The organism is Ruegeria sp. CDSC021 (genome assembly GCF_059610845.1).
Map to the genome: position 1 here is coordinate 99,622 of NZ_JBXWOK010000010.1, position 24,413 is coordinate 124,034.

Annotated in this window: 25 protein-coding genes; 7 read left to right on the top strand and 18 right to left on the bottom strand. The window is 58.1% G+C overall.

All coding sequences use genetic code 11. From position 1 onward, the window contains the following. Window positions 1–28: 28 nt before the first annotated feature. The 5 genes from AC2FGB_RS15470 to AC2FGB_RS15490 all read right to left on the bottom strand — a co-directional run bounded on the left by AC2FGB_RS15470 (window position 29) and on the right by AC2FGB_RS15490 (window position 7,587). Window positions 29–661 (bottom strand): bifunctional 4-hydroxy-2-oxoglutarate aldolase/2-dehydro-3-deoxy-phosphogluconate aldolase, encoded by a 633-nt coding sequence (locus AC2FGB_RS15470; RefSeq protein ID WP_496694260.1) that lies wholly within the window; start codon window positions 659–661, stop codon window positions 29–31. 5 nt (window positions 662–666) lie between these two features. Continuing rightward, the gene (edd, locus tag AC2FGB_RS15475) at window positions 667–2,472 is read right to left on the bottom strand and encodes a phosphogluconate dehydratase (protein WP_496694261.1); all 1,806 of its coding nucleotides are present in this window, start codon (window positions 2,470–2,472) and stop codon (window positions 667–669) included. 2 nt (window positions 2,473–2,474) lie between these two features. Further along, window positions 2,475–3,920, bottom strand: a complete 1,446-nt coding sequence (gene zwf / locus AC2FGB_RS15480; protein ID WP_281973264.1) for a glucose-6-phosphate dehydrogenase — start codon at window positions 3,918–3,920, stop codon at window positions 2,475–2,477. 138 nt (window positions 3,921–4,058) lie between these two features. Beyond that, a complete protein-coding gene (gene ptsP, locus AC2FGB_RS15485; RefSeq protein WP_496694262.1) occupies window positions 4,059–6,302 on the bottom strand; it encodes a phosphoenolpyruvate--protein phosphotransferase in 2,244 nt (747 codons plus the stop codon). Window positions 6,303–6,348: 46 nt separating this feature from the next. After that, window positions 6,349–7,587 (bottom strand): aspartate kinase, encoded by a 1,239-nt coding sequence (locus AC2FGB_RS15490; RefSeq protein WP_142638035.1) that lies wholly within the window; start codon window positions 7,585–7,587, stop codon window positions 6,349–6,351. A gap of 164 nt (window positions 7,588–7,751) precedes the next feature. Between AC2FGB_RS15490 and AC2FGB_RS15495 the strand changes: the two genes are divergently transcribed. Beyond that, window positions 7,752–8,108, top strand: a complete 357-nt coding sequence (locus tag AC2FGB_RS15495) for a hypothetical protein (RefSeq protein ID WP_496694263.1) — start codon at window positions 7,752–7,754, stop codon at window positions 8,106–8,108. Here AC2FGB_RS15495 and AC2FGB_RS15500 read toward each other — a convergent pair. From AC2FGB_RS15500 to AC2FGB_RS15520, 5 genes are all read right to left on the bottom strand, one after another. Then, window positions 8,102–8,740 (bottom strand): SDR family NAD(P)-dependent oxidoreductase, encoded by a 639-nt coding sequence (locus tag AC2FGB_RS15500; RefSeq protein ID WP_271950472.1) that lies wholly within the window; start codon window positions 8,738–8,740, stop codon window positions 8,102–8,104. The genes AC2FGB_RS15495 and AC2FGB_RS15500 overlap by 7 nt on opposite strands. A gap of 3 nt (window positions 8,741–8,743) precedes the next feature. Beyond that, on the bottom strand, window positions 8,744–9,199 hold the full coding sequence (locus AC2FGB_RS15505; RefSeq protein WP_271950473.1) for a DUF1178 family protein: 456 nt from the start codon (window positions 9,197–9,199) through the stop codon (window positions 8,744–8,746). A gap of 70 nt (window positions 9,200–9,269) precedes the next feature. Next, window positions 9,270–9,728 carry an NUDIX hydrolase gene (locus AC2FGB_RS15510; protein ID WP_496694264.1) on the bottom strand — a complete coding sequence of 153 codons (459 nt, stop codon included), beginning with the start codon at window positions 9,726–9,728 and terminating at the stop codon, window positions 9,270–9,272. A 96-nt stretch (window positions 9,729–9,824) separates the two neighbouring features. Then, complete coding sequence (locus tag AC2FGB_RS15515; RefSeq protein WP_496694265.1) at window positions 9,825–10,583, bottom strand: EcsC family protein; 759 nt, start codon at window positions 10,581–10,583, stop codon at window positions 9,825–9,827. A 53-nt stretch (window positions 10,584–10,636) separates the two neighbouring features. Beyond that, window positions 10,637–11,131 carry a GNAT family N-acetyltransferase gene (locus AC2FGB_RS15520; RefSeq protein ID WP_142638024.1) on the bottom strand — a complete coding sequence of 165 codons (495 nt, stop codon included), beginning with the start codon at window positions 11,129–11,131 and terminating at the stop codon, window positions 10,637–10,639. Between the two features lie 71 nt (window positions 11,132–11,202). Between AC2FGB_RS15520 and AC2FGB_RS15525 the strand changes: the two genes are divergently transcribed. Next, window positions 11,203–11,808: a flavin reductase family protein gene (locus AC2FGB_RS15525; RefSeq protein WP_496694266.1), complete on the top strand. Its 606-nt coding sequence runs from the start codon at window positions 11,203–11,205 to the stop codon at window positions 11,806–11,808. Beyond that, a complete protein-coding gene (locus AC2FGB_RS15530) occupies window positions 11,808–12,446 on the top strand; it encodes a CatB-related O-acetyltransferase (protein ID WP_496694267.1) in 639 nt (212 codons plus the stop codon). Before AC2FGB_RS15525 ends, AC2FGB_RS15530 begins: the two co-directional genes overlap by 1 nt. A gap of 30 nt (window positions 12,447–12,476) precedes the next feature. Here the strand turns inward: AC2FGB_RS15530 and AC2FGB_RS15535 are convergent, their stop codons facing one another. Then, the gene (locus AC2FGB_RS15535; protein WP_142638018.1) at window positions 12,477–14,111 is read right to left on the bottom strand and encodes a SulP family inorganic anion transporter; all 1,635 of its coding nucleotides are present in this window, start codon (window positions 14,109–14,111) and stop codon (window positions 12,477–12,479) included. A 301-nt stretch (window positions 14,112–14,412) separates the two neighbouring features. Here AC2FGB_RS15535 and AC2FGB_RS15540 point away from each other — a divergent pair, with 301 nt between their 5' ends. The 3 genes from AC2FGB_RS15540 to AC2FGB_RS15550 all read left to right on the top strand — a co-directional run bounded on the left by AC2FGB_RS15540 (window position 14,413) and on the right by AC2FGB_RS15550 (window position 17,083). Then, window positions 14,413–15,285 carry an S-methyl-5'-thioadenosine phosphorylase gene (locus AC2FGB_RS15540; protein WP_496694268.1) on the top strand — a complete coding sequence of 291 codons (873 nt, stop codon included), beginning with the start codon at window positions 14,413–14,415 and terminating at the stop codon, window positions 15,283–15,285. Window positions 15,286–15,385: 100 nt separating this feature from the next. Beyond that, window positions 15,386–16,402, top strand: a complete 1,017-nt coding sequence (locus AC2FGB_RS15545) for a DUF418 domain-containing protein (protein WP_496694269.1) — start codon at window positions 15,386–15,388, stop codon at window positions 16,400–16,402. A gap of 51 nt (window positions 16,403–16,453) precedes the next feature. Then, a complete protein-coding gene (locus AC2FGB_RS15550) occupies window positions 16,454–17,083 on the top strand; it encodes a LysE family translocator (RefSeq protein ID WP_142638012.1) in 630 nt (209 codons plus the stop codon). A 4-nt stretch (window positions 17,084–17,087) separates the two neighbouring features. Here the strand turns inward: AC2FGB_RS15550 and AC2FGB_RS15555 are convergent, their stop codons facing one another. Further along, window positions 17,088–17,261: a hypothetical protein gene (locus tag AC2FGB_RS15555; protein ID WP_496694270.1), complete on the bottom strand. Its 174-nt coding sequence runs from the start codon at window positions 17,259–17,261 to the stop codon at window positions 17,088–17,090. Window positions 17,262–17,573: 312 nt separating this feature from the next. Between AC2FGB_RS15555 and AC2FGB_RS15560 the strand changes: the two genes are divergently transcribed. Beyond that, a complete protein-coding gene (locus AC2FGB_RS15560; RefSeq protein WP_142638010.1) occupies window positions 17,574–18,113 on the top strand; it encodes an adenine phosphoribosyltransferase in 540 nt (179 codons plus the stop codon). A gap of 12 nt (window positions 18,114–18,125) precedes the next feature. Here AC2FGB_RS15560 and AC2FGB_RS15565 read toward each other — a convergent pair whose 3' ends face one another. The 6 genes from AC2FGB_RS15565 to AC2FGB_RS15590 all read right to left on the bottom strand — a co-directional run bounded on the left by AC2FGB_RS15565 (window position 18,126) and on the right by AC2FGB_RS15590 (window position 24,408). Beyond that, a complete protein-coding gene (locus tag AC2FGB_RS15565) occupies window positions 18,126–19,541 on the bottom strand; it encodes an FAD-binding oxidoreductase (RefSeq protein WP_496694271.1) in 1,416 nt (471 codons plus the stop codon). Window positions 19,542–19,579: 38 nt separating this feature from the next. Further along, window positions 19,580–20,398, bottom strand: coding sequence for an MBL fold metallo-hydrolase (locus AC2FGB_RS15570; RefSeq protein WP_496694272.1), 819 nt, complete (start codon window positions 20,396–20,398; stop codon window positions 19,580–19,582). 104 nt (window positions 20,399–20,502) lie between these two features. Next, window positions 20,503–21,087, bottom strand: coding sequence for a GNAT family N-acetyltransferase (locus AC2FGB_RS15575; RefSeq protein WP_271950493.1), 585 nt, complete (start codon window positions 21,085–21,087; stop codon window positions 20,503–20,505). Next, complete coding sequence (locus tag AC2FGB_RS15580) at window positions 21,087–22,349, bottom strand: M16 family metallopeptidase (RefSeq protein ID WP_496694273.1); 1,263 nt, start codon at window positions 22,347–22,349, stop codon at window positions 21,087–21,089. Before AC2FGB_RS15580 ends, AC2FGB_RS15575 begins: the two co-directional genes overlap by 1 nt. After that, a complete protein-coding gene (thrC, locus tag AC2FGB_RS15585; RefSeq protein ID WP_496694274.1) occupies window positions 22,346–23,734 on the bottom strand; it encodes a threonine synthase in 1,389 nt (462 codons plus the stop codon). The genes AC2FGB_RS15580 and thrC overlap by 4 nt, the downstream gene beginning before the upstream one ends. Continuing rightward, entirely contained in the window at window positions 23,731–24,408 is a 678-nt protein-coding gene (locus AC2FGB_RS15590; RefSeq protein ID WP_496694275.1) for an SURF1 family protein, read from the bottom strand. Before AC2FGB_RS15590 ends, thrC begins: the two co-directional genes overlap by 4 nt. Between the last annotated feature and the right edge of the window lie 5 nt (window positions 24,409–24,413).

Genomic DNA, 24,413 nt, shown 5'->3' on the forward strand with positions numbered 1-24,413 from the left:
CCCTACCCTAACGTGGCCAATTTCGGCGTCAATCCATCAGCTTGGCGGCATCCCGGGCAAGCGTTTCGATCCCGGACCAGTTGCCTTCTGCGACCATCTGTTTGGGTGCTACCCAGCTGCCGCCCGCACAGATCACGTTGGACAGAGACAGGTAATCTCGGGCATTTGAAGGCGATACACCGCCCGTTGGGCAGAAGGTGATTTGCGGCAATGGCCCGCCGATAGCCTTGAGCGCAGGCGCCCCGCCCGAGGCCTCAGCCGGGAAGAATTTCAGCATGTCATAGCCTTTTTCCAGCAGGGCCATCGCCTCGGTGGCGGTTGCGGCGCCGGGCAGCAGGGGCAGGTCTTGGGCTTCGCATGCGGCAATCAAGGCGTCAGTGGCACCGGGCGAGACGCCAAACTGCGCGCCAGCCTCTTTCGCGGCGCGCACGTCATCAGGCGTGATCAATGTACCCGCCCCGACGACGCCACCGGGAACCTGCGCTATCGCCCGGATCGCATCGAGCGCTGCCGGTGTGCGCAAGGTGACTTCGAGCGCAGGAAGACCGCCCGCGACCAGAGCTTCGGCCAAAGGTCGTGCGCTGGCGGCGTCGTCAATTACAAGAACCGGGACAATCGGGGCAAGGGCACAGATTTCACGGGTGCGTTGTGTTTTGGACATAGGTCTTACACTCCGAAGATGCTGGCGCCGGTATCCGCGGTGCCGACAGCGTTGCGAAACGCGCCGAACAGATCGCGCCCGACACCATGTTGGTTGGCAGAAAGGTCAGCCGTGGCCGGAGTGCGATCTAGCACACCTGGGGTGAGGATTTCGAGCGCGCCGTTTATGGCATCCACGCGCAGAATGTCGCCATCCTGCAAATAGGCGATCGCACCGCCATCCAGAGCCTCGGGGCAAATATGAATGGCAGCGGGAACCTTGCCGGAGGCGCCGGACATACGGCCATCGGTCACCAGCGCCACCTTTTGCCCCCGGCCCTGAAGGATCGACAGCATCGGCGTCAATGAATGCAATTCGGGCATGCCATTCGCTTTGGGTCCCTGAAAGCGCACAACGACGATGACGTCATCCGTGAACTCTCCGGCTTTGAACGCCGCCTTGACCGCATCCTGAGTTTGGAACACCCGCACCGGGGCCTCGACCACTTGATGCTCGGGGGCAACCGCCGAAACCTTCATCACTCCGGTACCCAGATTGCCGCTGAGCCGCGAGAGACCTCCTGTAGGTTGGAACGGGTCTTTGGCGGGGCGCAATATCTTGTCATTCAGGCTTTGGCCTGCGCCGTCCTCCCAGGTCAGGTCGCCGTCTTTCAGCTTGGGTTCTTTGGTATAATTGTGCAGCCCCTGCCCCGCGACGGTCAGCGTGTCGGGGTGCAGCAACCCGTCTTCGAGCAGCGTGCCAATGCAATAGCCCAGCCCGCCCGCGGCGTGGAAATGGTTCACATCGGCCAGTCCGTTGGGATAGACTCGCGCGACCAGAGGCACCACGGCGGAGATTTCGGAAAAATCCTGCCAATCCAGCACGATACCGCCCGCGCGCGCCATCGCGATCAGGTGGATCAGCAGGTTTGTCGACCCGCCAGTGGCCATCAGACCAACGATGCCGTTCACAAAGGCACGTTCGTCAAGTATCTGGCAGACCGGCGCATAGTTGTTGCCCAGCGCACTGAGCGACAGAGCACGGCGCGCACCTTCTTCTGTCAGCGCATCGCGCAGCGGTGTGTTTGGATTGACAAAGCTGGATCCCGGAAGGTGCAGGCCCATGAACTCCATCAGCATCTGGTTGGTATTGGCGGTGCCATAAAAGGTGCAGGTGCCGGGGCCATGATAGGCGGCCATCTCGGCGGCCATGAGCTCGGCGCGGTTGATCTCTCCGGTGGCGAATTTCTGGCGGATCTTGGCCTTTTCGTCATTTGGCAAACCGCTGGTCATCGGGCCTGCGGGCAGAAATACAGCTGGCAGATGGCCGAACGCCTGCGCGCCGATCACAAGGCCGGGCACGATCTTGTCGCAGACCCCCAGAAACACGGCAGCGTCATAAGTGTTGTGGCTCAGCGCCACCCCTGTGGCCAGCGCGATCACGTCACGTGAGAACAGCGACAGTTCCATCCCCGCCTCGCCCTGCGTGACGCCGTCACACATTGCCGGTACGCCACCTGCCACCTGTGCGGTTCCACCTGCGGCGCGGATCGCATCGCGGATCAGGCCGGGATAGCGCTCGAACGGCTGATGGGCCGACAGCATGTCGTTATAGGCAGTAACAATGCCCAAATTGCCCGCCGTGCCAGTGGCCATCGATTGTTGGTCATCGCCTGCGCCGGCATAGGCGTGGGCCTGACCGCTGCAGGACAGATGCGCCCGCGCCGGGCCTTTGGACCGGGCCTGTTCCATCCGCTCAAGATGCGGACCACGCAAATCGGCGCTGCGCGCTATAATCCGTTGCGTGACGTCGGTGATAACTGCATTAACCATGTCTAACCTCCGATCTGACGCCAGCGGCGCCCGTCGCGATGCATCAGCATCAGAGCTTCTTCAGGCCCGGAACTGCCTTGATCATATTTCGATGGCCGGTCACCCCGGTTTTCCCAACCCTGAATAATAGGGTCAACCCAAGCCCAGGCGGCTTCGGCCTCGTCGCCACGCATGAACAGGGTCTGGTCACCGCGGATCACATCCATCACCAGCCGTTCATAAGCGTCCTGAGCCCGCGCATCTGCGCCCAACGCCTCGGCAAAGCTCATATCCAGCGACACATCCGACAGGCGGAACCCGCCCGGACCGGGATCTTTGATGGTGGTGCGCAGGGTGATCCCTTCGTCCGGTTGCAGACGGATCACCAGCACATTTCCATGCAATGGCCCTACATTGGGGAAGATAGTGTGTGGAGGATCCTTGAAGTAGACGGCGATTTCCGACTCGCGCGCACGCAAACGTTTTCCGGTGCGCAGATAAAAAGGCACCCCAGCCCAACGCCAGTTACCCAAATGAACCTTTAGCGCAATATAGCTTTCTGTCCGGCTTGCAGGGTTGCCGACATGGTCCAGATACCCGTCACCGCCCTCGCCCGTGCGGTATTGACCGCGGGCGATATCCGCAGGCATCACCGGCTCAAGCGCCTCGATCACTTTGACCTTTTCATCGCGAACCGCGTTGGGAGAGAACTTGGACGGCGGCTCCATCGCTGTCAGGCACAGCAGCTGTACCAAGTGGTTCTGGATCATATCCCGCATTGCACCCGACTGATCGTAATAGGCCCCGCGCCCCTCGACGCCGACGGTTTCAGCCACGGTGATCTGGACGTGGTCGACATGTGTTGCGTTCCACAACGGCTCGAACAGGGAATTGGCAAAGCGCAGGGCCATCAGGTTCTGCACGGTCTCTTTGCCCAAATAGTGGTCGATCCTATAGATCTGATGTTCTTCGAAACAGGCGCGCAGCCCTTCGTTCAGCGCCTTGGACGAGGCCAGATCATGACCAAACGGCTTTTCCACAACGATACGACTGTCAGGCGTTGCAAGATCGTGATCGTTCAGCCGTTTCGCAATGCCCGAGAACAAGCTTGGGCCGACAGAAAGGTAAAACGCTCGCACAACGTCTGGGCGCAATGACTTGGCCAGATTGTCCCAGCCCGCATCACCCAAGGCATCAACCTGTACATATTCCACGCGTGACAGAAAGCGGTCCAGAACGTCTTTTTTGAATTCCGGCGCGAACTCTTTCATCGAGGCGCGTATCTGATCCCGAAACGCGTCGCTATCAATGGCGGATCGGGCAGACCCGATAATCCGGGCTTCGTCTGGCATCTGGCCGACTTCGAAACGATGACACAAACCCGGCAGGATTTTTCGCTGCGCCAGATCACCGGTCGCGCCAAACAGCACCAGATCGAACGGGTTAACGGGAATTACGCGTGAAACCATCGTCGGGCTCCTTCAATCCTCTGCTGAACCACAATAGCACTTAAAGCTAACAGCGCCGGTGAATAGAAAATGTTATCGCTAACATTCACCATTTCCTTAGGCAAAGCGAGAAAAGAAAGCAAGGGTGGATTTGACGCACTACCCCTGGCTGCGTAACCATTCCATCACAGCCGGCCGCACGGATTGCTCTCCGCGATGACGAGCGTCCGATATGATCTTGCGCACTGCTTGCAGATCTGCCCGCAACAATACGCTTTTGACCGGCCCAATCGACGCCGGGCGCATCGACAACGTCCGGATTCCCATCGCGGCCAGACAGAGTGCCTCGACCGGTCGTCCTGCGTCTTCACCGCAGAAGCTGAGCGGCGTATCCGAGATGTTGCAGCGTTCTACGATCCGTTCGATAAAAGTCAGGAAACTGACATTCAGCGAGTCATAGCGGCGGCGGACCAACTCGTTTTCACGGTCGGCAGCAAAGAAGAACTGTTTCAGATCATTGCCACCAATCGAAATGAAATCGACTTCGTCAAAAAACTTCTGCGGTGCAAAAGCGAGTGAGGGTGTTTCCAACATCGCTCCGACTTCAATACTTTCAGGCAGGGCATGGCCCAGACGTTTCTCGCGGTCGATGGTCTTATTCACTTCCCATCGCGCTTCATAATACTCTTCCGCTTGTGCCACGAATGGGAACATGACCGTCAACGGACGACCATTGGCGGCCCGGAGCAGAGCCTGCAGCTGCATCCTCATCACGCCGCGTTTATCCAGGCCAACCCGAATTGCGCGCCAGCCTAAGGCCGGGTTCGGCTCCTCGATGTGTTTCATGTAGGGCAGAACTTTGTCGGACCCGATATCCAGCGTGCGAAATACCACACGCTTTTTATCGGCCGCATCCAGAACCCGCTGATATTGCGTCACAAGCTCCGAACGCTTGGGCATCTTATTGCGGATCAGGAACTGCAGCTCAGTACGAAACAGGCCCACGCCTTCGGCACCGGAATTGTTCAGCGAAGGCAGGTCCGCCATCAGACCCGCGTTCATCACCAGATTGATCCGCTCTCCATCCCGAGTCACCGTTGGCGTTTCGCGGATTGAGGCATAGCGTTCCTGCGCCTTGGCCTGCATCGCGACCTTATCACGGAACGCGCTGACCACGGTATCTTCTGGTCTCAGCTGCACAGTGCCCTGATCGCCATCAACCAGGATATGGTCTCCGTTCAGGGCCTCGGTCGTAATGCGCCCGACATGGACCACCAGTGGTATGGCCAAAGCACGGGCAACAATGGTGGCATGGCTTCCGACCGAGCCCTCTTCGAGCACGATGCCTTTCAAGGACCGGCCATATTCCAGCAGGTCACCTGGACCGATATTCCGGGCAACCAGGATTGGGTCCGGTGGCAGGTCGGCACTGTTTGTCTGCCCTTGCCCGGTCAAAATGCGCAGCAGACGGTTGCTGAGATCGTCCAGATCCGCCAATCGCTCGCGCAGATAGGGGTCGGAGACTTGGCTCATGCGCGCGCGCGCCTGGGATTGTTCCTTTTCCACCGCAGCTTCGGCGCTAAGCCCAAGTGCAATGTCCTCCTCCATCCGGCGCATCCAGCCTTTGGAGTTGGCGAACATGCGATAGGCTTCCAGAACCTGCAGCTGTTCCTTGTCGCCGTTCTTGGATATCTCGAGCATCTTGTCGACACCGACGCGCAATTCTTCGACCGCCTCGGTCAGACGTTCTTGTTCGCGGTGCGGGTCATCGGCAATCGGGTTGGTAACAACAACGCGCGGCTCATGCAGCCAGACATGGCCTTCGGCCGAGCCCTCTTGTGCAGGACCGCCGGTAAACTGAACTGGTTGCTGGTGGCGTGGCGACAGGGCCGCGCCCTCGCCCACGAAGGCACCGAGTTCAGCCATTTCTGCCAGAACCATTGCAACCACTTCCAGCGCGTAAACTTCATCCGCCGAAAACTCGCGCGCATTGCGGGACTGAACGACCAGAACGCCCAGCTTTTCACCCAGCCGCTGAATGGGCACGCCCAGAAAAGACGAGAAACGCTCTTCGCCCGTTTCAGGCATATAGCGAAAGCCCTTGGCGGACGGTGCATCAGGGGTATTCACGATTTTGCCGGATTTCGCGACGCGCCCCACCAGTCCTTCGCCCATGCGCATACGGGTCTTATGGACGGCCTCGGGCGACAGGCCTTCGGTCGCACAAAGTTCCAGGGTTTCTTCGTCGCGGAACAGATAGATCGAGCAGACCTCGGCCCGGATACTGTCTGCGATCAGGTGAGTGATCCGGTCAAGACGTTCCTGACCGGCAGCTTCGCTCGCCATCTCTTCACGCAGCCGCCCCAGCAGCTTACGGGATTCTGTTTCAGTGCCGTCTGCCATAGCCCAACCAGTCTAAGGTTTCAGGCGTGACCCTTGGCTGAATTGCTCAGGCCGCCTTGTCCAATTCAAAGGCATCATGCAGTGCCTGAACCGCAAGTTCCATGTATTTCCTGTCTACCAAGACGGAAATTTTTATCTCAGAGGTTGTAATGACCTTGATGTTGATACCCTCATCCGAGAGTATCTTGAACATTTTGGCCGCAACACCCGATTGCGAACGCATTCCAATCCCGACCACAGAAACCTTGCAGACATCATTATCTGCGACCAGGTCGGCATAGTTCAGCTCTCCTCGGTCTTTCACAGCCAACAGCGCCTTTTCGGCGCGCGTCACCTGATCCGTGGGGCAGGAAAAGGTCATATCCGTGCGCCCTTCGTCCGAGATGTTCTGAACGATCATATCCACATTCACGCCCGCGTCGCTAAGCGCCGTGAAGATGATCGAGGCGATACCGGGGCGGTCCGCCACGGAAACGACGGTCATCTTGGCCTCGTCACGAGAATAGGCCACACCGGCCACAACATTGGATTCCATGATATCCTCCTCGTCGCAGACCAGCGTACCAGCCTCGTCGGATTGTTCTTCAAAACTTGAGAGAACGCGCAATTTCACTTTATATCGCATCGCCAGCTCAACCGAGCGGGTTTGCAGCACCTTAGCCCCAAGCGAGGCTAGTTCCAGCATTTCTTCGAATGAGATCCGATCCAGCTTACGCGCTTTTTGGCAGATGCGCGGGTCGGTCGTGTAAACGCCATCTACATCGGTATAGATGTCGCAGCGCTCGGCCCCGAATGCGGCAGCAAAGGCCACCGCAGTGGTATCCGACCCGCCACGGCCAAGTGTCGTGATACGGCCTTCAGGGCTGAGACCCTGGAAACCCGCGACAACGGCCACTTTCATGCCCTCGCCGAATTTCTGGTTCAGGTTGTCGGTCGGAATATCCTCGATCCGGGCCTGGCTGTGGGCGCTGGTGGTCAGCAACGGCACCTGCCAGCCCTGCCAACTGCGGGCTGGTACGTCCATCTCTTGCAATGTCAGCGCCATAAGGCCGGCGGTGACGTTTTCCCCCGAAGACACCACGGCGTCATATTCGCGCGCATCAAACAGTGGCGAGGTTTCGTTGACCCAGCCCACCAGCTCGTTGGTCTTGCCCGACATGGCCGAGACGATGACGATCACGTCATAACCCTTGGCCACCTCAACGCCAATGCGCTTTGCAGCACGGCGGATACGGTCCAGATTTGCGACGGATGTGCCGCCGAATTTCATCACGAGTACGGGCATGGGGGCTGATGTCTCCGCGCCTTGGAATTCAGATCCCGTGCGTCTTATGCGAGGGGGGCCGCAAGAGCAAGAGTGCAATACCGCATCAGTCGGGGCCTAGCATCGCTTTACAACCGCGTATGACGGTGTAAGCCTGACGCATCAAATTCACTACGAGGTATTCAATGCACCGTCTTGCCCTTGTCCTTGCCCTATTTTCCACACCTGCGGCGGCGCAAGTCGCCTCGCTGACCGGCACCGACGGTCAAAACGCCTTGGGGAAAGTGCCCTGTGCGACCAGCCCAGGCGAGGCGATGCGCACTTGCAACGCCGAAATGCGGCGCCGTGACGACGGCAGCTCTACGCTTGCGGTTGCGATAGGAAATGGCGAAGTCCGCAACATCTATTTCACCGATGGCATCCCGGATTCGACAAATTCGGCAGCTAAGATCACCTATGAAAACCGAGGCGATGTTATGGTGATTTTCGTTGATCCCGGTGAGGTATATGAGATCCCTAAAGTCGCTCTTGCCCGTCAGTAAGGGTGCGACTGGCCTTCATAGGTTTCAAAGCACCCAGTACTTTCAAGTGACAGAGTATCGAAACGGTTGATCAGGCCCTGAACAGCCTTATCAACCGTGATATCAGCCCCGGTCCCACCCATATCCGTCTGAACCCAGCCGGGATGGTAAATGCCTACTGAAATGCCGTCGCCGCGCAGGTCCACAGCAAGATTGCGCCCCAGGTTCAGAACCGCCGCCTTGGACGAGCGGTAGATATAGCTGCCACCAGGCGCCCGCGTGTGCGAGGCCATCTGCGAGGATAAAATCGCAATCTTTCCCTGTGCCGCGCGCAGATTGGGCAACAAGGCCTGAACTGTCAGAAAGACCCCCGTCACATTGGCAGCGAAACTCTGCGCCCACATTTCGGCGGGGTAGCCATCGATGGTTTGGGATTTATCCAGATATACACCGGCATTGCAGACCAGCAGATCAACAGGGCGCATTGCCAGTTTTTCCGCCATCGCTTTATGTTGTTTTGGGTCTGTTACATCCAGCGCCACCTCCGCGCTGCCATCCCGAGCCGTGCCCGTTACGTCGCATTCTTGCGCCCGATACCTGTCCGCCAGAACCTTTCCGATCCCCCGCCCAGCACCGGTGATAACAACATGCATGGGCTAGTTCGTCTTGCGCGAAGGTACGAAAGGCAGCGGCGCAACAGGAACGCCGTCATCGATCAATGCCCTGGCTTCTTCTGGCTTGGCCTCGCCATAGATCGCACGTTCCGGCGCGTCGCCCAAATGTATCTTACGGGCCTCTTTGGCAAAATCCTTGCCAACATAATCCGAGTTGTCCTCGACTTTGCGCCGCAGCTCAGAAAGGGCTTTCTCGACATCAACGCTTGGCGTTGCCATGTTGACGACCTCATCCCGAGATGCCGGAACCGTGGTACGAGATTCGACCGTACGTCCGGGGCGGACACGCGGGGTCATGATTGCTTTTTCAACTTGCGGATCACCGCACACAGCGCATGTCACCATGCCCGCGGCGGCAAGTTTGTCGTAAGCGGCGGCTGATTGAAACCAACTGTCAAAGCTGTGACCGCTATTACATTTCAACGCATATTGAATCATGTTCTGTCCAGATGTCGGATGCCAAATAGATACCAACCACTATTGCAATGGCAAGCCCCTGAGGGGGACATCAGTGATACAAATGCTCTACATTGCGTAACAATGATGCAAGATCGGGCGAATTAACCCGAGAGGCGGCATGTCCCAGCGAAAACCACCTGCGCTTGCGCTCTTGCCATTCAGGGTATCGCGCGGCCAGGGATTTGACCACCAGCGGATAGACATCGACCAGATAAACCGCTGATCCTTTCTTGTACCTCCGCTTGTAATGCAGGAACTGCCCAAAGGCATTTGGAGTGCAAGTACCGGTCACACCCGCCTCTTCCCAGGCTTCTTGACTGGCTGTACCGGAGGGTGAGAGGCCTTCGATCAAATTCCCCTTGGGTATTATCCAACGACCGGAACCACGCGTTGTAATGAGCAACACCTGAGGCGTGCCGCGTTGGACACGATAGCACAGAGCTGCCGATTGCCGTACGACTCGTACAGTGCCCGCTTGATGCAGGTTGAGTTGCCCTTGCTCGATCACGTCCTGCTGCCTCTCCAGGGAACGTTTTATCCGCCTGCCCGGTGCGCTTTTGCGCTTATTTATCGGACCTGCGCCTGAAGAATGCCATATGAAGCGTTATTTTTCAATCCCTTGCATCCGCGCCTCAAGTTTGCGGATCAGAACCTCATGCGGAATATCGGCATCTACTGACAGCCGCCTCAGGCCAAAATGGACGCGGGCGATCTGTTGGTAATAGCGGGTATAGACGTAATTCGTCCCGCCACCGGCAATGGCGCCCAACACAGGCACGGATTGCGCAGCCAGCTTTTGTCCCAGAACAACGGCCAGTTTCGGGGCAACGGCAGATATCAGCTTTTGCAAAGCTGGGCCTGTCAGGGTCAGGCGCGCCGAAAAGAAACCCAGATCCGCGCCGTCATCGAAAGACATCGGACCAGCGGCTGACAATACCCGGACACAGTCGAATTTGACACCATCCTCAGAAGGGTCAAACCCTTCGCGCGCCGCAGCGCCCTGAATTGAACGCAGCAGCATGGTCGTGGTTGCCGGTAACTCCATCAATGCGGTCGGAACGCCACCGATACCGCCTGCAGCTCCCATGGCTGTCGTCAGGGCCGTATTGACCCATGGCAACTGATCGGGCACCGCCCTACGCGACCCTTCAGCCGCGTTCATCGCAATCCAAAGCGCCTTTTCTGTCGCCCCAGTTAGGGCTTCGCGCACAGATGGCGGCAGCTGTTCAAGCAACGACTCTGCCGAGCCACCGACACTGTTCAACAGCTTAACGCCCGGCCCTCCGGCGGATTGGTAAAATCCGGCCAAACGGTCCAGTTCCGCTTCGGCATTGAGTTTTCCGACAAGAACCATGTCCTGCATAAGTACCCTCCTGCCCCTAGAACATCGGCACTTACCGCAACGGTTTCAATAGCTCAGCGGCTCCAGCGGGTTACCGGACCAGTTATTCCGTCCCATCCGCCGGGTATCAGGTCCACGCCCAGAACCCGATCCGGGTTGGTTGGCGGGGGCATCTCGACCCCGGTCAGACGGGTGAATCCAAACCGAGCATAATAGGGTGCATCCCCGACCAACATGACCCTGTCCCAACCCTTGGTTCGCCCGGCCCGCAATCCTTCATGGATCAAAAATCCACCCAGTCCTTCACCTTGATGGGTCGGGTGGACGGCCACAGGGCCCAAAAGCAGCGCGTCCTGATCGCCAACATGCACGGGCCAGAATCTTATTGCACCTGCCAGGATATCCTGCCCGTCCCGCACCACTTGTGACAAGCCTGACATTGGCGGAACATCATCGCGCAGGCGGTACGAAGACAGCGCCTCGCGCCCGGGCGCAAAGCACAGATCGTACAAAGCCTCGACCTCCCACCAATCGTCCGGCTCCTCCGGCCTGATCACGAATTGCTGCACTCTGCCCTCTTTTCCTAGCTGGAATTCGCCCTAGCACTTCGTTACGCCTTGGGCAAACGCTTGGAGACCTTATGTTCTATCGCCCAGAAGACGGCCACGGCCTGCCACACAATCCGTTCAACGCCATTATCACCCCGCGCCCGATCGGCTGGATATCAACCCGTGGCGCGGATGGGACCAACAACCTCGCGCCCTATTCGTTCTTTAATGGTGTGGCCTACACACCCCCGCAGGTCATGTTTGCCTCGACCGGAACCAAGGCCGATCAGGACGGTGGAAAAGACAGCATCGCCAATATCGAGGCAACAGGCGTATTCTGCGTGAACGTTGTCGCCCACGCCCACCGCGACGCAATGAACGCCAGTTCAGCCGCGCTGCCCAAACATGTCGACGAGTTCAAACACGCCGGCCTTACCGCAATCGAATGCGAGACCATCCCCTGCGCCCGTGTCGAAGGTGCCCCAGCCGCATTGGAATGCAAGCTCACGCAGATCGTGACCCTGCCCGGACAGGCGAACCGGGTTGTGTTTGGCGAAGTGACAGGAGTGCATCTGAACGACGACCATATGCGGGATGGCAAATTCGATGTGACGTCTTTCAAACCACTGGCACGGCTTGGCTACCGGGATTATTCGGTTGCGTCCGAGCTGTTCAGTCTTTCAAGACCGGATGACTAATGCCTTTACCTGACGCATCGCGCCGATACCCAATCACATTGCCTGACGGCTCGGACCACCCGGGTACGGTCTTCCTGTCTCAGGCTATCGACCACCCCAGAATAGAAGCCGGTGAATACAGCTATGCGTCGGATTTCGACGCACCAGAGGATTGGGCGCAACGCCTTGCCCCTTATTTGTTCCCGTTTTCCCGCGAAAAACTTGGCTTGGGTAGATTCTGTCAAATCGCCCACGGCGTCCGGTTCATCACTTCATCGGCCAATCACGCCATGAGCGGGGCGACATGCTATCCTTTTCCCGTTTTCGATCCCGAAAAGCTGTTGGAATATCAACCTGACAGGCGCGATACCGTGATCGGAAATGACGTTTGGATCGCATACGGTGCCTTGATCATGCCTGGCGCTAAAATCGGAGATGGCGCCATTATCGGTGCAGGATCCGTCGTGCGCGGAACAGTACCGCCTTATGCAATCGTGACAGGCAATCCTGCAGAAGTACGACGGTATCGGTTTGAGGCCGGTACAATCGGCCGGCTGCTTGCTTTGAAGTGGTGGGATTGGCCAACTGATCTGATTACCGAAGCCGAAAGTGCTCTGCTGTCCGGAAACGTCGATATGCTGGAGCGTTTAGCCCCCTAAAAAGGCGGCCCATTTGGCCGCCTTTCACAATCAGTGCCCACCCAGAATGCCGGTGCGAACAGAATAATCGACCGCCAGCGCGTAATCGGGGTCATCGTCGCTGTCGACCATCAAATGGCCTGCCTTGTTCAGCAGTTTGTGACAGTCACGGCTGAGGTGGCGGAGCATGACGCGCTTTCCTGCGGCTTCATATTTCGAAGCGATGTTCTCGATGGCCTGCAATGCCGACTGATCCACCACACGGCTTTCGGCAAAATCGACAATCACGGTTTCCGGGTCGTTTGAAACGTCGAATATCTCAACAAATCCCTCGGACGAACCAAAGAACAGCGGCCCTTGAATCTCGTAGACCTTTGCGCCTTTTTCCGTCAGTGAATCGCGGGTGATTGCATGGATACGCTTGGCGTTATTCCAAGCATAAGCCAGGGCCGAGACGATCACACCAACAACAACCGCTACCGCCAGGTCCTCCATCACAGTCACGACTGTCACCAGCACGATGACAAACGCGTCCATCAAAGGCACTTTGCGCATGATCTTGAACGAATTCCAGGCGAAGGTCCCGATCACCACCATGAACATGACCCCGACCAAAGCGGCCAATGGAATCTGCTCAATCAGAGGGGAGGCGAACAGGATGAATACCAACAGGAACAGCGCCGCTGCGATACCGGCAATGCGCGTACGCCCACCTGATTTCACGTTGATCATGGACTGACCTATCATGGCACAGCCGCCCATGCCTCCGAAAAAGCCAGTGGCCACATTGGCAAACCCTTGGGCGATACATTCTTGCGAGGCACCGCCACGTTTGCCGGTGATTTCGCCAACAAGGTTCAGGGTCAGAAGCGACTCGATCAGGCCAATCGCTGCCAATATTACGGCGTATGGCAGGATGATCTCAAACGTCTCCCAGTTCAGCGGCACCATCGGGATGTGGAACGGCGGCAAGCCACCTTCGATCGAGGCAAGATCGCCCACCCGTGGGACGTCCAGTCCAAAACCAATCACCAATGCTGCGACGACCATGATCCCTGCCAAAGGCGCCGGGACAATGCGTGTAATGCGCGGCACGATAAGGATCACCGCCATAGTCAGGCCGACCAGACCCAACATGGTAAAAAGCTGAATACCGGAAAGCCATTCGCCACCGCTCATGCCATGGCCCGTGTTTTCCATGCTGCCGGGAACTTTGAACTGGCCCATCTGGGCCAGAAAAATCACGATGGCCAATCCGTTCACAAACCCCAGCATCACTGGATGTGGTACCAGCCTGATAAAACGCCCCCAGTGCATCGCCCCTGCGATCAGCTGCAGTATTCCCATCAAAACAACTGTAGCGAAGAGGTATTCGACCCCATGTTCTGCCACCAAGGCAACCATCACCACGGCCAGGGCCCCGGTTGCGCCCGAAATCATACCCGGACGCCCACCGATCAGTGCAGTAATCAGCCCCACCATGAACGCAGCATACAAACCAACCAGAGGATGCACGCCCGCGACAAACGCAAAGGCCACCGCCTCAGGGACCAAAGCAAGTGCAACCGTCAGGCCGGACAGCAGCTCGATCCGAAGGCGCGAGACGGTCAGGCCCTCATCCGGAACCCAACGAAGATCAGGTTTGGCGATACGATTGGCAAAGCTTGCCAGCATAGCTCGGGGCATAGGGCGTCCTGTTGGTTTATGGGTTCGCGCGAAAAAGGGACTTCTATCTGTGAACCGGTTTTTGAGCCACCGCATCAGGCGGGAGGCTGATATGCGCAGCACGCATAGCACATATCTCGCGAATAGGTGAATTGATGTCGGTTCGTTGCCGTCACACCTTGGCTTGATGCTCTGCCTGGCTCGGATAGCAACGACCCGAACCCCTGCGAAAAAGTGATAGAACCACTGGGCGTTCACCCTTGTCAAACCAGGCAGCCCAGCGCACAAATCATTGAACAAGCACCGTAATCGGAGAAAACCAGTGACCCAGACCAAGATTGCCGTCATCGGCGGATCAGGCATTTACGACATCGACGGATTGGAGAATGCGCAATGGGTCTCGGTTGAAACGCCTTGGGGTAAACCTTCGGACCAAATACTGACCGGCGCGCTGAACGGGATCGAGATGGCGTTCCTGCCTCGCCACGGGCGTGGCCACATTCATTCGCCGACGGACGTGCCCTATCGCGCCAATATTGACGCGCTGAAACGTCTGGGGATCACGGATGTGATCTCGATCTCGGCCTGCGGATCATTCCGCGAGCATATGGCGCCCGGAGATTTTGTTGTCGTCGACCAGTTCATCGATCGCACCTTTGCGCGGGACAAAAGCTTTTTTGGCTCTGGCTGCGTGGCCCATGTCAGCGTTGCACACCCAACCTGCCCGCGCTTGTCAGATGCTTGTGAGACTGCTGGCAAGGCCGCCGGCATCACCGTTCATCGCGACGGCACCTATCTGGCGATGGAGGGGCCGCAGTTCTCGACACTGGCAGAATCCAAAATGTACCGCGAGCATTGGGGCTGCGATGTGATCGGAATGACCAACATGCCCGAGGCTAAACTCGCCCGAGAGGCCGAGCTTTGTTATGCTTCGATCGCGATGGTCACCGACTATGACAGTTGGCACCCGGACCATGGCGAGGTCGACGTGACCGCCATTATCGCCACCCTGACCGGGAACGCCGAAAAAGGCCGGGCGCTGGTCAAGGGCTTGCCAGAGTTGCTGGGGGCAGAGCGCCTGCCCTGCCCGCACGGGTGTGACCGGGCGCTGGAATACGCGATCCTGACCGCGCCAGAAAAACGTGATCCGGCGCTGCTGGCGAAACTGGACGCAGTCGCGGGGCGGGTGCTCTAGCGATTGGTATCAGTGCCTATACCGGTCGGCCGCATCAGTACTTAACCGAAAGGCAGCCTTTTAAGTTCGGTACGGGCGGCAGGGAACGAAGAGGATAGGAATGAAACGGCTCGAGGCCCTGGACGCCGCACGCTTTCTGGCATTTTGCGGCATGGTGCTGGTGAACTTTCGCATCGCGGCGCAGGTCAAACCGGCAGATGACTGGGCATCGGCGCTTGTCGATGCACTGGAAGGTCGTGCTGCTGCATTGTTTGTCATTCTGGCCGGGATCGGTATTGGCCTGTCCAGCCTTTCTGCTGGAATTCTGTTACGACGGGCTGCATTTCTGTTCGTACTTGGCCTGATCAACATGACCATGTTTGAGGCCGATATCCTGCATTTCTATGCATTGTATTTTGTTGTCGGCGCGGCGTTTCTGTCCTCGTCGATCATTGGGTTGTGGCTTGGCGCAGGTGGTGTTGTCGTTCTGGCCGTGCTCGCCAATCTTGTCTTTGACTACAATCAGGGATGGGACTGGGTTTCCCTGACCCATACCGACCTGTGGACGATACCGGGCTTTGTACGAAACTTGCTGTTCAATGGTTGGCACCCCGTTCTACCTTGGGCAGCGTTCTTGCTGATCGGTATGGCGATTGGGCGATCGCAACTACAGACGGTCTGTGTTCAGCACCGGTTGATCATGTGGGGATTTGGCGCAGCCGTTCTGGCCCTGTTTCCGCAAAAGCTGACAACCGATCCTGGCCTGGCCGCCTATCTGGGCACTCAATCCATCCCTCCGGGGCCGTTTTACATTTTGGCCGGGGCTGGAACCGCCTGTGTGGTGATAGGCCTGTTGCTAAAGCTCTGGCTGCGGATTCAGGGGCTGGGCGCCGCGATGGCGCTGACTGCGCCCGGACGGCAAAGCCTGACGCTTTATATTGCGCATATCGTAATCGGGATGGGCATTCTGGAAGAGGCCGGCCTGCTGGACGGATCGCTCAGCGCGCCACAGATCGTTGGCTACGCCTTGGGTTTCTGCGTGCTGTCCTCAGGATTTGCGCTGCTATGGTTCCTGCGCTTCAGACGCGGACCACTTGAGGCGTTGATGCACCGCGTGACCCGGCCCTCAGGGGCTTGACCTTTGCCCATCACCAAAGCTTGATACTGGCGTATCTTAATCGGAGATCACATGCCCTTTGACATCTGGCTGGCCTTTGTGGCCGCATCCACCGCTTTGCTGCTGATCCCCGGCCCCACTGTTCTGCTGGTGCTCAGCTATGCGCTGTCCAAAGGCCGCAGCGTTGCCGTAGCCTCGGCCACCGGGGTGGCGGTTGGCGATTTGGTGGCCATGACAGCCTCATTGCTGGGATTGGGGGCGTTGGTGCTGGCCTCAGCTACGTTGTTTTCTGTCCTAAAGTGGGTCGGCGCAGCCTATCTGGTCTGGCTGGGCATCAAGTTACTGCGCAGCGCCCCATCGGCGGGGCTGCAAGCGGTTGAACCTGACGCAGATATCACTGCGCGAGGCGTCTTTGGTCACGCGGCCGCTGTAACCGCCCTGAACCCCAAATCGATTGCGTTCTTTATCGCCTTCGTGCCGCAATTCCTGCGCCCTGCCGAACCTTTGGGCCCTCAATTCGCGATCCTGATAGGCACTTTCGTCGGGCTGGCCTGGTTGAACGCATTGGCCTATGCCCTTTTGGCAGATCGGCTGCGCCATATGATCGGCCGCGCAAGCACCATTCGCGCATTGACGCGTTTCGGGGGGCTGACCCTGATCGGTATGGGGATCGCCACGTCAATCCTGCGTCGCCCGGCCTGAGGGCCTAATCTACAGCGTGATCCTTCATAAATCCGCGAATAAACCGCCTGATTTCCCGCGCCGCCGACGTGTCGAGTTCCCTGCACAGCTCTACAAAAGCATCGCGCTCGCCACGATCCAACCGCAGAACCAGCTGGCTGTCCTTTTTGACTGAAATCTTACAATCTGTCCCTGACATGCACTTTGTCTCCAAAAGACTTCAGAAGAAATAAAACGTATATACTTAGTATATATAAAACATATGATGGGCAGCTAACAACCTTGCGGAATCTTTGCAAGTAGCCTGTGTTCAATTCAGGTAATTCTTTTTCGGAACCAGCGCATTGGCTAAAAAAGACGACGTCTTGGAAAACCTATCTGGTTTTTTCGGAGAGATAGGCAATCGCACGTTCTAGGAAGATTGCAAGCCAGCACATTCATTCTGTTCTTGCATGACCGTCCCCGATGGGCCAAACAACCCAGCGTGTTTTGACGCCAGAAGGGGTTGGTCATGTCAAGAAACAAGTCAGTCAAGGATTACATCCGAACCATCGTCGATTTTCCGCACGAAGGGATCATGTTTCGGGATGTCACCACCTTGTTTGCGGACCCGCGCGGGTTTCGCATGGCGATTGACCAGATGTTGCACCCCTATGCTGGCGAACAGATCGACAAGGTCGTGGGGCTTGAGGCGCGCGGTTTCATTTTGGGCGGCGCCATCGCTCATCAGCTGAGCGTCGGTTTCGTCCCCATCCGCAAAAAGGGCAAGCTGCCCGGCACAACAATCAGCCAGGATTACACGCTGGAATATGGCGAGGCCATTGTCGAGATTCACGATGACGCCATCCAACCGGGTGAGAAAATTCTGGTCGTGGATGACCTGCTGGCCACCGGAGGCACCGCCGCCGCCGGGATCAAACTGATCGAACGGCTGGGCGGCGAGATCGTGTCATGTTCCTTCATCATCGACCTGCCAGAACTGGGCGGGCGCAAGGTTCTGGAAGAGATGGGCATGGATGTTCATGTCCTGTGCGAATTCGAAGGGCTCTGATCGATCCCGCAGTTACAGCCGCAGGACCGCGCCGGGGTTCATGATCCCTTTGGGGTCCAACGCTGATTTGATCGCCCGCATCGCGCTCAATTTGACCGGATCGCCATATCGCTCCAGATCTTCGGTCTTCAATCGCCCGATACCGTGCTCTGCGCTGACAGAGCCCTGGAACTCATGCACAAGGTCATGAACGGCTCTTTTTACCTTCGCACTTTCGGCGTCATACTCTGACCGGGAATGCCCGTTTGGCGGAAACACATTGTAATGTAGGTTGCCGTCGCCCAGATGCCCGAAACAGTTCACCCGATACGGACCAAGCGCGGCCACAACATCTGCACCACGCCGGATAAATTCTGGGATGGCCGAGATCGGCACCGAGATATCGTGGCTTGAGACCGACCCGATCAGCCGGTTTGCATCCGGAATACGCTCGCGCACGGCCCACATGTCCTGCCGCTGCGCCTCGCTTTGTGCAATCACCGCATCGGTGACCAGCCCACGTGCCTCAGCGGCCTCGTACAGCACCTCAAACGCGGTTTCAGGTGATTGGCCCATCGACAAGCCAATCTCGATCAGTACAGACCATTCGGGCGGCTCGGCAAAGGCCTGCCGCGTGTCTGGCAGAACCTCACTCAGGAACAAAAGACCCTGTTGGTGAAGCAATTCAAATGCACTGACGCTGTCCCCCATGAGGTCCCGCGCCAGCGCCAGAAAATCAACCGCCGCTTCGGCAGAGGTGACCTGAACCATGGCCGTTCCAACCGCCTCAGGGCGGGGAAACAGCTTGAGTGCCGCCGCAGTGATGATCCCTAGCGTCCCTTCGGCTCCGATCAAAAGATTGCGCAGATCATACCCGGTATTGTCCTTTCGCAACCGGCTGAGCCCATGCCAAATTTCGCCGCTTGGTAGAACCGCCTCAAGGCCCAGACACAGGTCACGGGCGTTTCCATAGCGCAACACGTTAACTCCCCCTGCATTTGTCGACAGGTTCCCTCCGATCCTACATGACCCCTGTGAGGCAAGGGAAAGTGGAAATAACCGGTTCGCGCCTTCGGCAGCCGCCTGCACATCTGCAAGGATCACACCACCTTCTGCAATCATCACATTCTCTGTCGGATAGACAGCCCGGATCGCTGTCATCCGCTCTAGCGAGATCAGCAAAGGCGCAGGCCCGTCCGACGTCACCTGACCGCCAACCACACCGGTGCCGCCCCCATATGGCACCACCGGGACCGATGCCTCGGCAGCCAATCGGATCAGAACCGCCACCTCCTCGGCCGTTCTGGGCACCGCAAGCACCCCCGCCTGCCCGGAAATCCGACGGCGCGGCTCCTCGAGATATCGCGCGGTGACCGGTCGCAGCACTTCATCCGGCAAGGCGGCGCGAATTGATTGGGCGAATTGATCGTCTGCGGGATTCAGGGTCATGCCCATTCCTTGCCCAAGGCAACAGGTCCCGACAAGCCCTATTCCAACTCGATCAGGTATTGCGGCTCTAACACAACCACCGTTGGCCGGTCCGGAAGTGAGCGCAGGGATACGGTGATTTCCGACACGCCATCGCGCTCAACCGGGAAATCGCCCCTGACATCCGCCAGAAACCGATCCAGCGAATAGTCTGAAAACCAATGCATCGGAATGATGACCGAACTCTTCAACCGTTTCAGAACTGTAATCATTTCGGGCAGCGGCATGGTCGTCCCACCATCCACCGCTGCCATGACAACATCCAACCGTCCAAGGGCCGCAAATTGCGCGTCCGACGGAATGTGGTGCAGATGACCCAGATGCCCAATGCACAACCCGGCAACCTCAAACACAAAGATCGAATTGCCACGTTCTTCGACCCCGCCATAGACGGACCGGATATCGGTCGAGACATTGCGCACCAACATCTCTTCCAGATCCAGATGATGTTCGATCCCCTCCCCGAACACGCCCCACCCTTCCAGCACATGCGGAATGGCAGGATCGGGATGCGCGGTCCAATGCGTGCCATGGGCGTGGTTCATCGTCACCACATCGGGAATCAAACTGGCCCCGCCGATGAAGCCGGTGAAATCTGTCACGGCGTTCAACCCGCCCGGTGTCTGGATCAGAAAAGACGCATGCGCGACATAGCTGATCCGGACGGAATACTCCGGCACCGGATCTTGCCACCCCGCTTTATGCAGGTATTCGATCCCTGGTGCCGCATCCGCAATGGCGATGCAATGGCTTGGCCGCCGCTCCTGTGCCACAGCCCCGCCCGAGATCACCATCAATGCAAAAACCACCCAGCGCATGACGTGATTGTAGCGCAAGAGCCCGCCAAGTCATGCCCCTAGTTCATCTGGCCAAAAATACCTCGGGGTTTGGGGCAGAGCCCCAATGGCCTCACCGAGGCCACCTACCCGGCTTCGGTCTTCCCGCGCCGGTCTGACCGCAGGCAGGCATATAACACATGCGTTCGCCAGCGCCCGTCAATCTGCAGATAGGACTGCGCCACGCCTTCGTATTTAAAGCCCGAGCTTTCCAGCAATCCGCGCGAGGGTTTGTTTTCGGGCAGGCAGGCCGCCTCGATCCGGCTCAGGTCTAAACGCGTGAAGGCATGATGGACCACCGCGCCAATAGCCTCGCGCATATACCCGTTGCGAGCAAAGGCTTGGCCCGTCCAATAGCCCAGGGTCCCCGCCTGTGCTGGGCCACGGCGCACATTGTCCAGCGTGATCGCACCGACCAGCAGGTCATCAGATCGCCGGAACAGAAATAACGGAATCGCCGTCCCACTCGCAACCGAGCGCTGCGCCCAGTAGACACGGTTAGTAAAGGATTTCCGGCTCAAGTGGTCCGAGGCCCAGATCGGCTCCCACTGGGTCAGAAAGTCTCTGGACGAGCGTCGCAGCGCCGCCCAGTCGTTAAAATCGGAGTGCACGGGCGGGCGCAAGCTGAGCCGCTCGGTTTCAAGTTTCAGCTTGCGTCTGCCCAGAAGCATCACGCCGCGCGCCTCTCCTGCAAGTCCGCGAGTGTGGGTGCACCTGATACCGGACCATACAGCGCCAGCGCCGCTGGCGCTTGTGCTGCTATCTGTTCAGAAAAGCTGCGGACATCTTCGGTGCTGACCGCGTCAATCTTGGCGACTGTATCCTCAAGCGACGGCACCCGTCCCCAGATCTGCACCAGACGCGCCAGACGCTCGGCCCGGTTCGAGGGGCTTTCCAGCCCCATCAGCATTCCGGCCTTCATTTGCGCACGAGCACGGGCGACCTCTTCGGGGCTCATATCCTCGGCGGCACGTTTCATTTCGTCAATGGTGATCGTCGCCAACTCACCGATCTGATCCGCAGATGTGCCCGCGTAGATCGTGGTTGTCCCGGTGTCGGCATAGGCGCCGGCCTGGGCAAAGATCGTATAGCAAAGCCCGCGTGTTTCCCGCACTTCCTGAAACAAGCGCGAAGACATACCCCCGCCCAGCGCGGTCGAATAAATCTGCGCGGTATAGATCGCGTCGTCGCGATAGCCGGGGCTTTCCAGCGCCAAAGCGAAATGAGCTTGCTCCAGTTCTTTCTCCTGCCGCGCCTCACCACCGGTAAATCGGGCCACTTCAGGGATCAAACCCTTTCGTGGTTGCAGGTGACCAAACATCTCTTCGGCCGTTTTCATCAGTGCATCGTGATCCACCGCACCAGCAGCGGATAGGATCATCTGTTCAGGGCCATAATGCTCGGCCACGAAACCCGACAGATCCTCGCGCGAGAATGCGCTGACGCGTTCAGTGGGGCCAAGTATGGTCCGGCCCAAGGGCTGATCGTGATAGCTTTGCTCTTGCAGCCAGTCAAAGATTACATCGTCGGGCGTGTCATAGGCCTGACCGATTTCCTGTAGGATCACACCGCGTTCGACCTCAATCTCGCGCGGATCGAAGATCGGGTTCAGGACGATGTCACCGATGACATCCATCGCCAGCGCCACATCGTCTTTTAGAACGCGCGCGTAATAGGCCGTCACCTCGCGCGAAGTATAGGCGTTGATATACCCGCCCACATCCTCGATCGCTTCGGCAATTTGCAGCGCGGATCGCCGTTTGGTTCCCTTGAACGCCATATGCTCAAGGAAATGGGCTATGCCATTCTGTTCGATCCGCTCATTGCGCGCACCGGCGGTTACCCAGATGCCTATGGCCGCAGATTGCAGCCCCGGCATATGTTCACTGACGATACGGAAGCCGTTCTTCAGTTGGTCTTGTCTGACAGTCACTCGGCGATATGCCCTTTGATATGATCCTCAAGGGCGCCCAGATCATTGGCGATGCGGGTCACCCGTTCCGGACGTTCATACAGATCAGACATGCGAGAGGGAAGAGGCGGATGTACGCCACTCGCCTTCTCGACCGCAGCCGGGAACTTGGCCGGGTGTGCGGTCGCCAAAGTGATCATCGGGACGTTCGCGTCGCGGTGCTCCTCGGCAACTTTGATACCCACGGCAGTATGGGGGCAGACCAGTTCGGTGCTGTGGGCCAGCGTGGCTGTGATCGTCGCCAGTGTTTCCTCTTCGGACACGCGGCCCGAGTCGAAGCTTTCGCGCAACGCTTCCATCGCGCCTTGGCCGACATTGAAGCCGCCCGTCTTCAGCTCGTCCATCAGCTGAGCCACAGAATTGCCATCCTCGTCATAGGCATAATACAGCGCCCGTTCAAAGTTCGAGCTGACCTGAATATCCATCGAAGGGCTGATCGAAGGGATCGTGTCTCCCTTGAAATACCCTTCACCTGCCAGACACCGATGCAGAATGTCATTCTGGTTGGTCGCCACTACCAACCGGTCAATCGGCAAGCCCATGCGTTTGGCCAGGTAGCCCGCAAAGATGTCCCCGAAATTACCCGTAGGCACGGTAAAGCTGACCTTGCGATGTGGCGCGCCAAGGCTGACCGCAGCTGAGAAGTAATAGACGATCTGTGCCAGCACGCGGGCAAAGTTGATCGAGTTCACCCCCGCCAGTTTCACACCGTCACGGAAGTCGAAATCGTTGAACATATCCTTCAACGCGGCCTGACAGTCGTCAAAGTCCCCGTCGACGGCCAGAGCATGCACATTGCTGTCCGCAGGTGTGGTCATCTGACGACGCTGCACCTCGGAAACGCGGCCATGCGGATACAGGATAAACACGTCTACCGCATCCAGCCCCCGGAACGCCTCAATCGCGGCCGAACCGGTATCACCGCTGGTCGCGCCCACGATAGTCACCCGATCCCCGCGACGCTTCAGCGCCACCTGGAACAACTGACCGATTAGCTGCATGGCGAAGTCTTTGAAGGCCAGTGTCGGGCCGTGAAACAACTCCAGCAGGAAGTGGTTCTCGTTCAACTGCTTCAACGGTGCGCGGGCGTCATGGCCGAACCCTTTATAGGCGCGGGCAATGATCTGTTTGAACTCATTTTCCCCAAATGATCCGCTGACATAGGGCCACATCACGCGAAAGGCGATGTCCTCATAAGACAGTCCTGCCAACGCGGCGATTTCATCGTGGCTCAAGACCGGGATTTCAGCGGGCAGATACAGGCCTCCGTCGCGGGCCAGCCCGGTCAGCATCGCCTCTTCAAAACTCAGTTCGGGCGCCTGCCCGCGGGTTGAGACATATTTCATTGCGCTTCACTTTCTGATGGGGCGCGACCGCGCCACAGGAAATAACCAGTCATCGCAGCCCAGACCAAAGCCAGGCCAAACCATGTGATTGCGTATCCCAGGTGATCATTCGGGATGCCTGCTGTATTCACCGGCAAAGGTGTCAAATTCGGATCGGTCCGGGATCGTGCGATTACCAGAACCGGGTCGGTTCCCAGAGCTGCAGCAAGATTGGGAACATCGCGGGCAAACCAGATATTGGCATCCACATCTGGCTCGGGTGTATAGCCGTCGATCTCATCCGGCCAGTGCAGATTGCCCGTCAGTTCGATCTGCCCGGTTTGTCTTTCAACCTGTTTGGCAGTGGCTGGGATAAAACCGCGATCGACCAGAATAGTCCGGTCGCCAGTATCGAAAGCTTGGATAACCCGATAGCCAGCGCCTACTTGTTTCACCGAAACCAGAACATGGATTTCACCCGGCTGCATCTCACCCTGGACGAAAACCGGTAGGTACTTGTCCCGTGTCTCGGAAGGCTGCTGCGGCAGGGAAACAGGCTCGGCAGAGATCCGGTCGTTAATCTCGGCCAACACGTCTTGTTTCCACCCAAGCCGCTGTACCTGCCAGACGCCCAGCGATACAAGTACGCCCAGACCGGCGAGCCCGAAGATCAGCAGGAAAGTTATGCGGCGCATGGCGG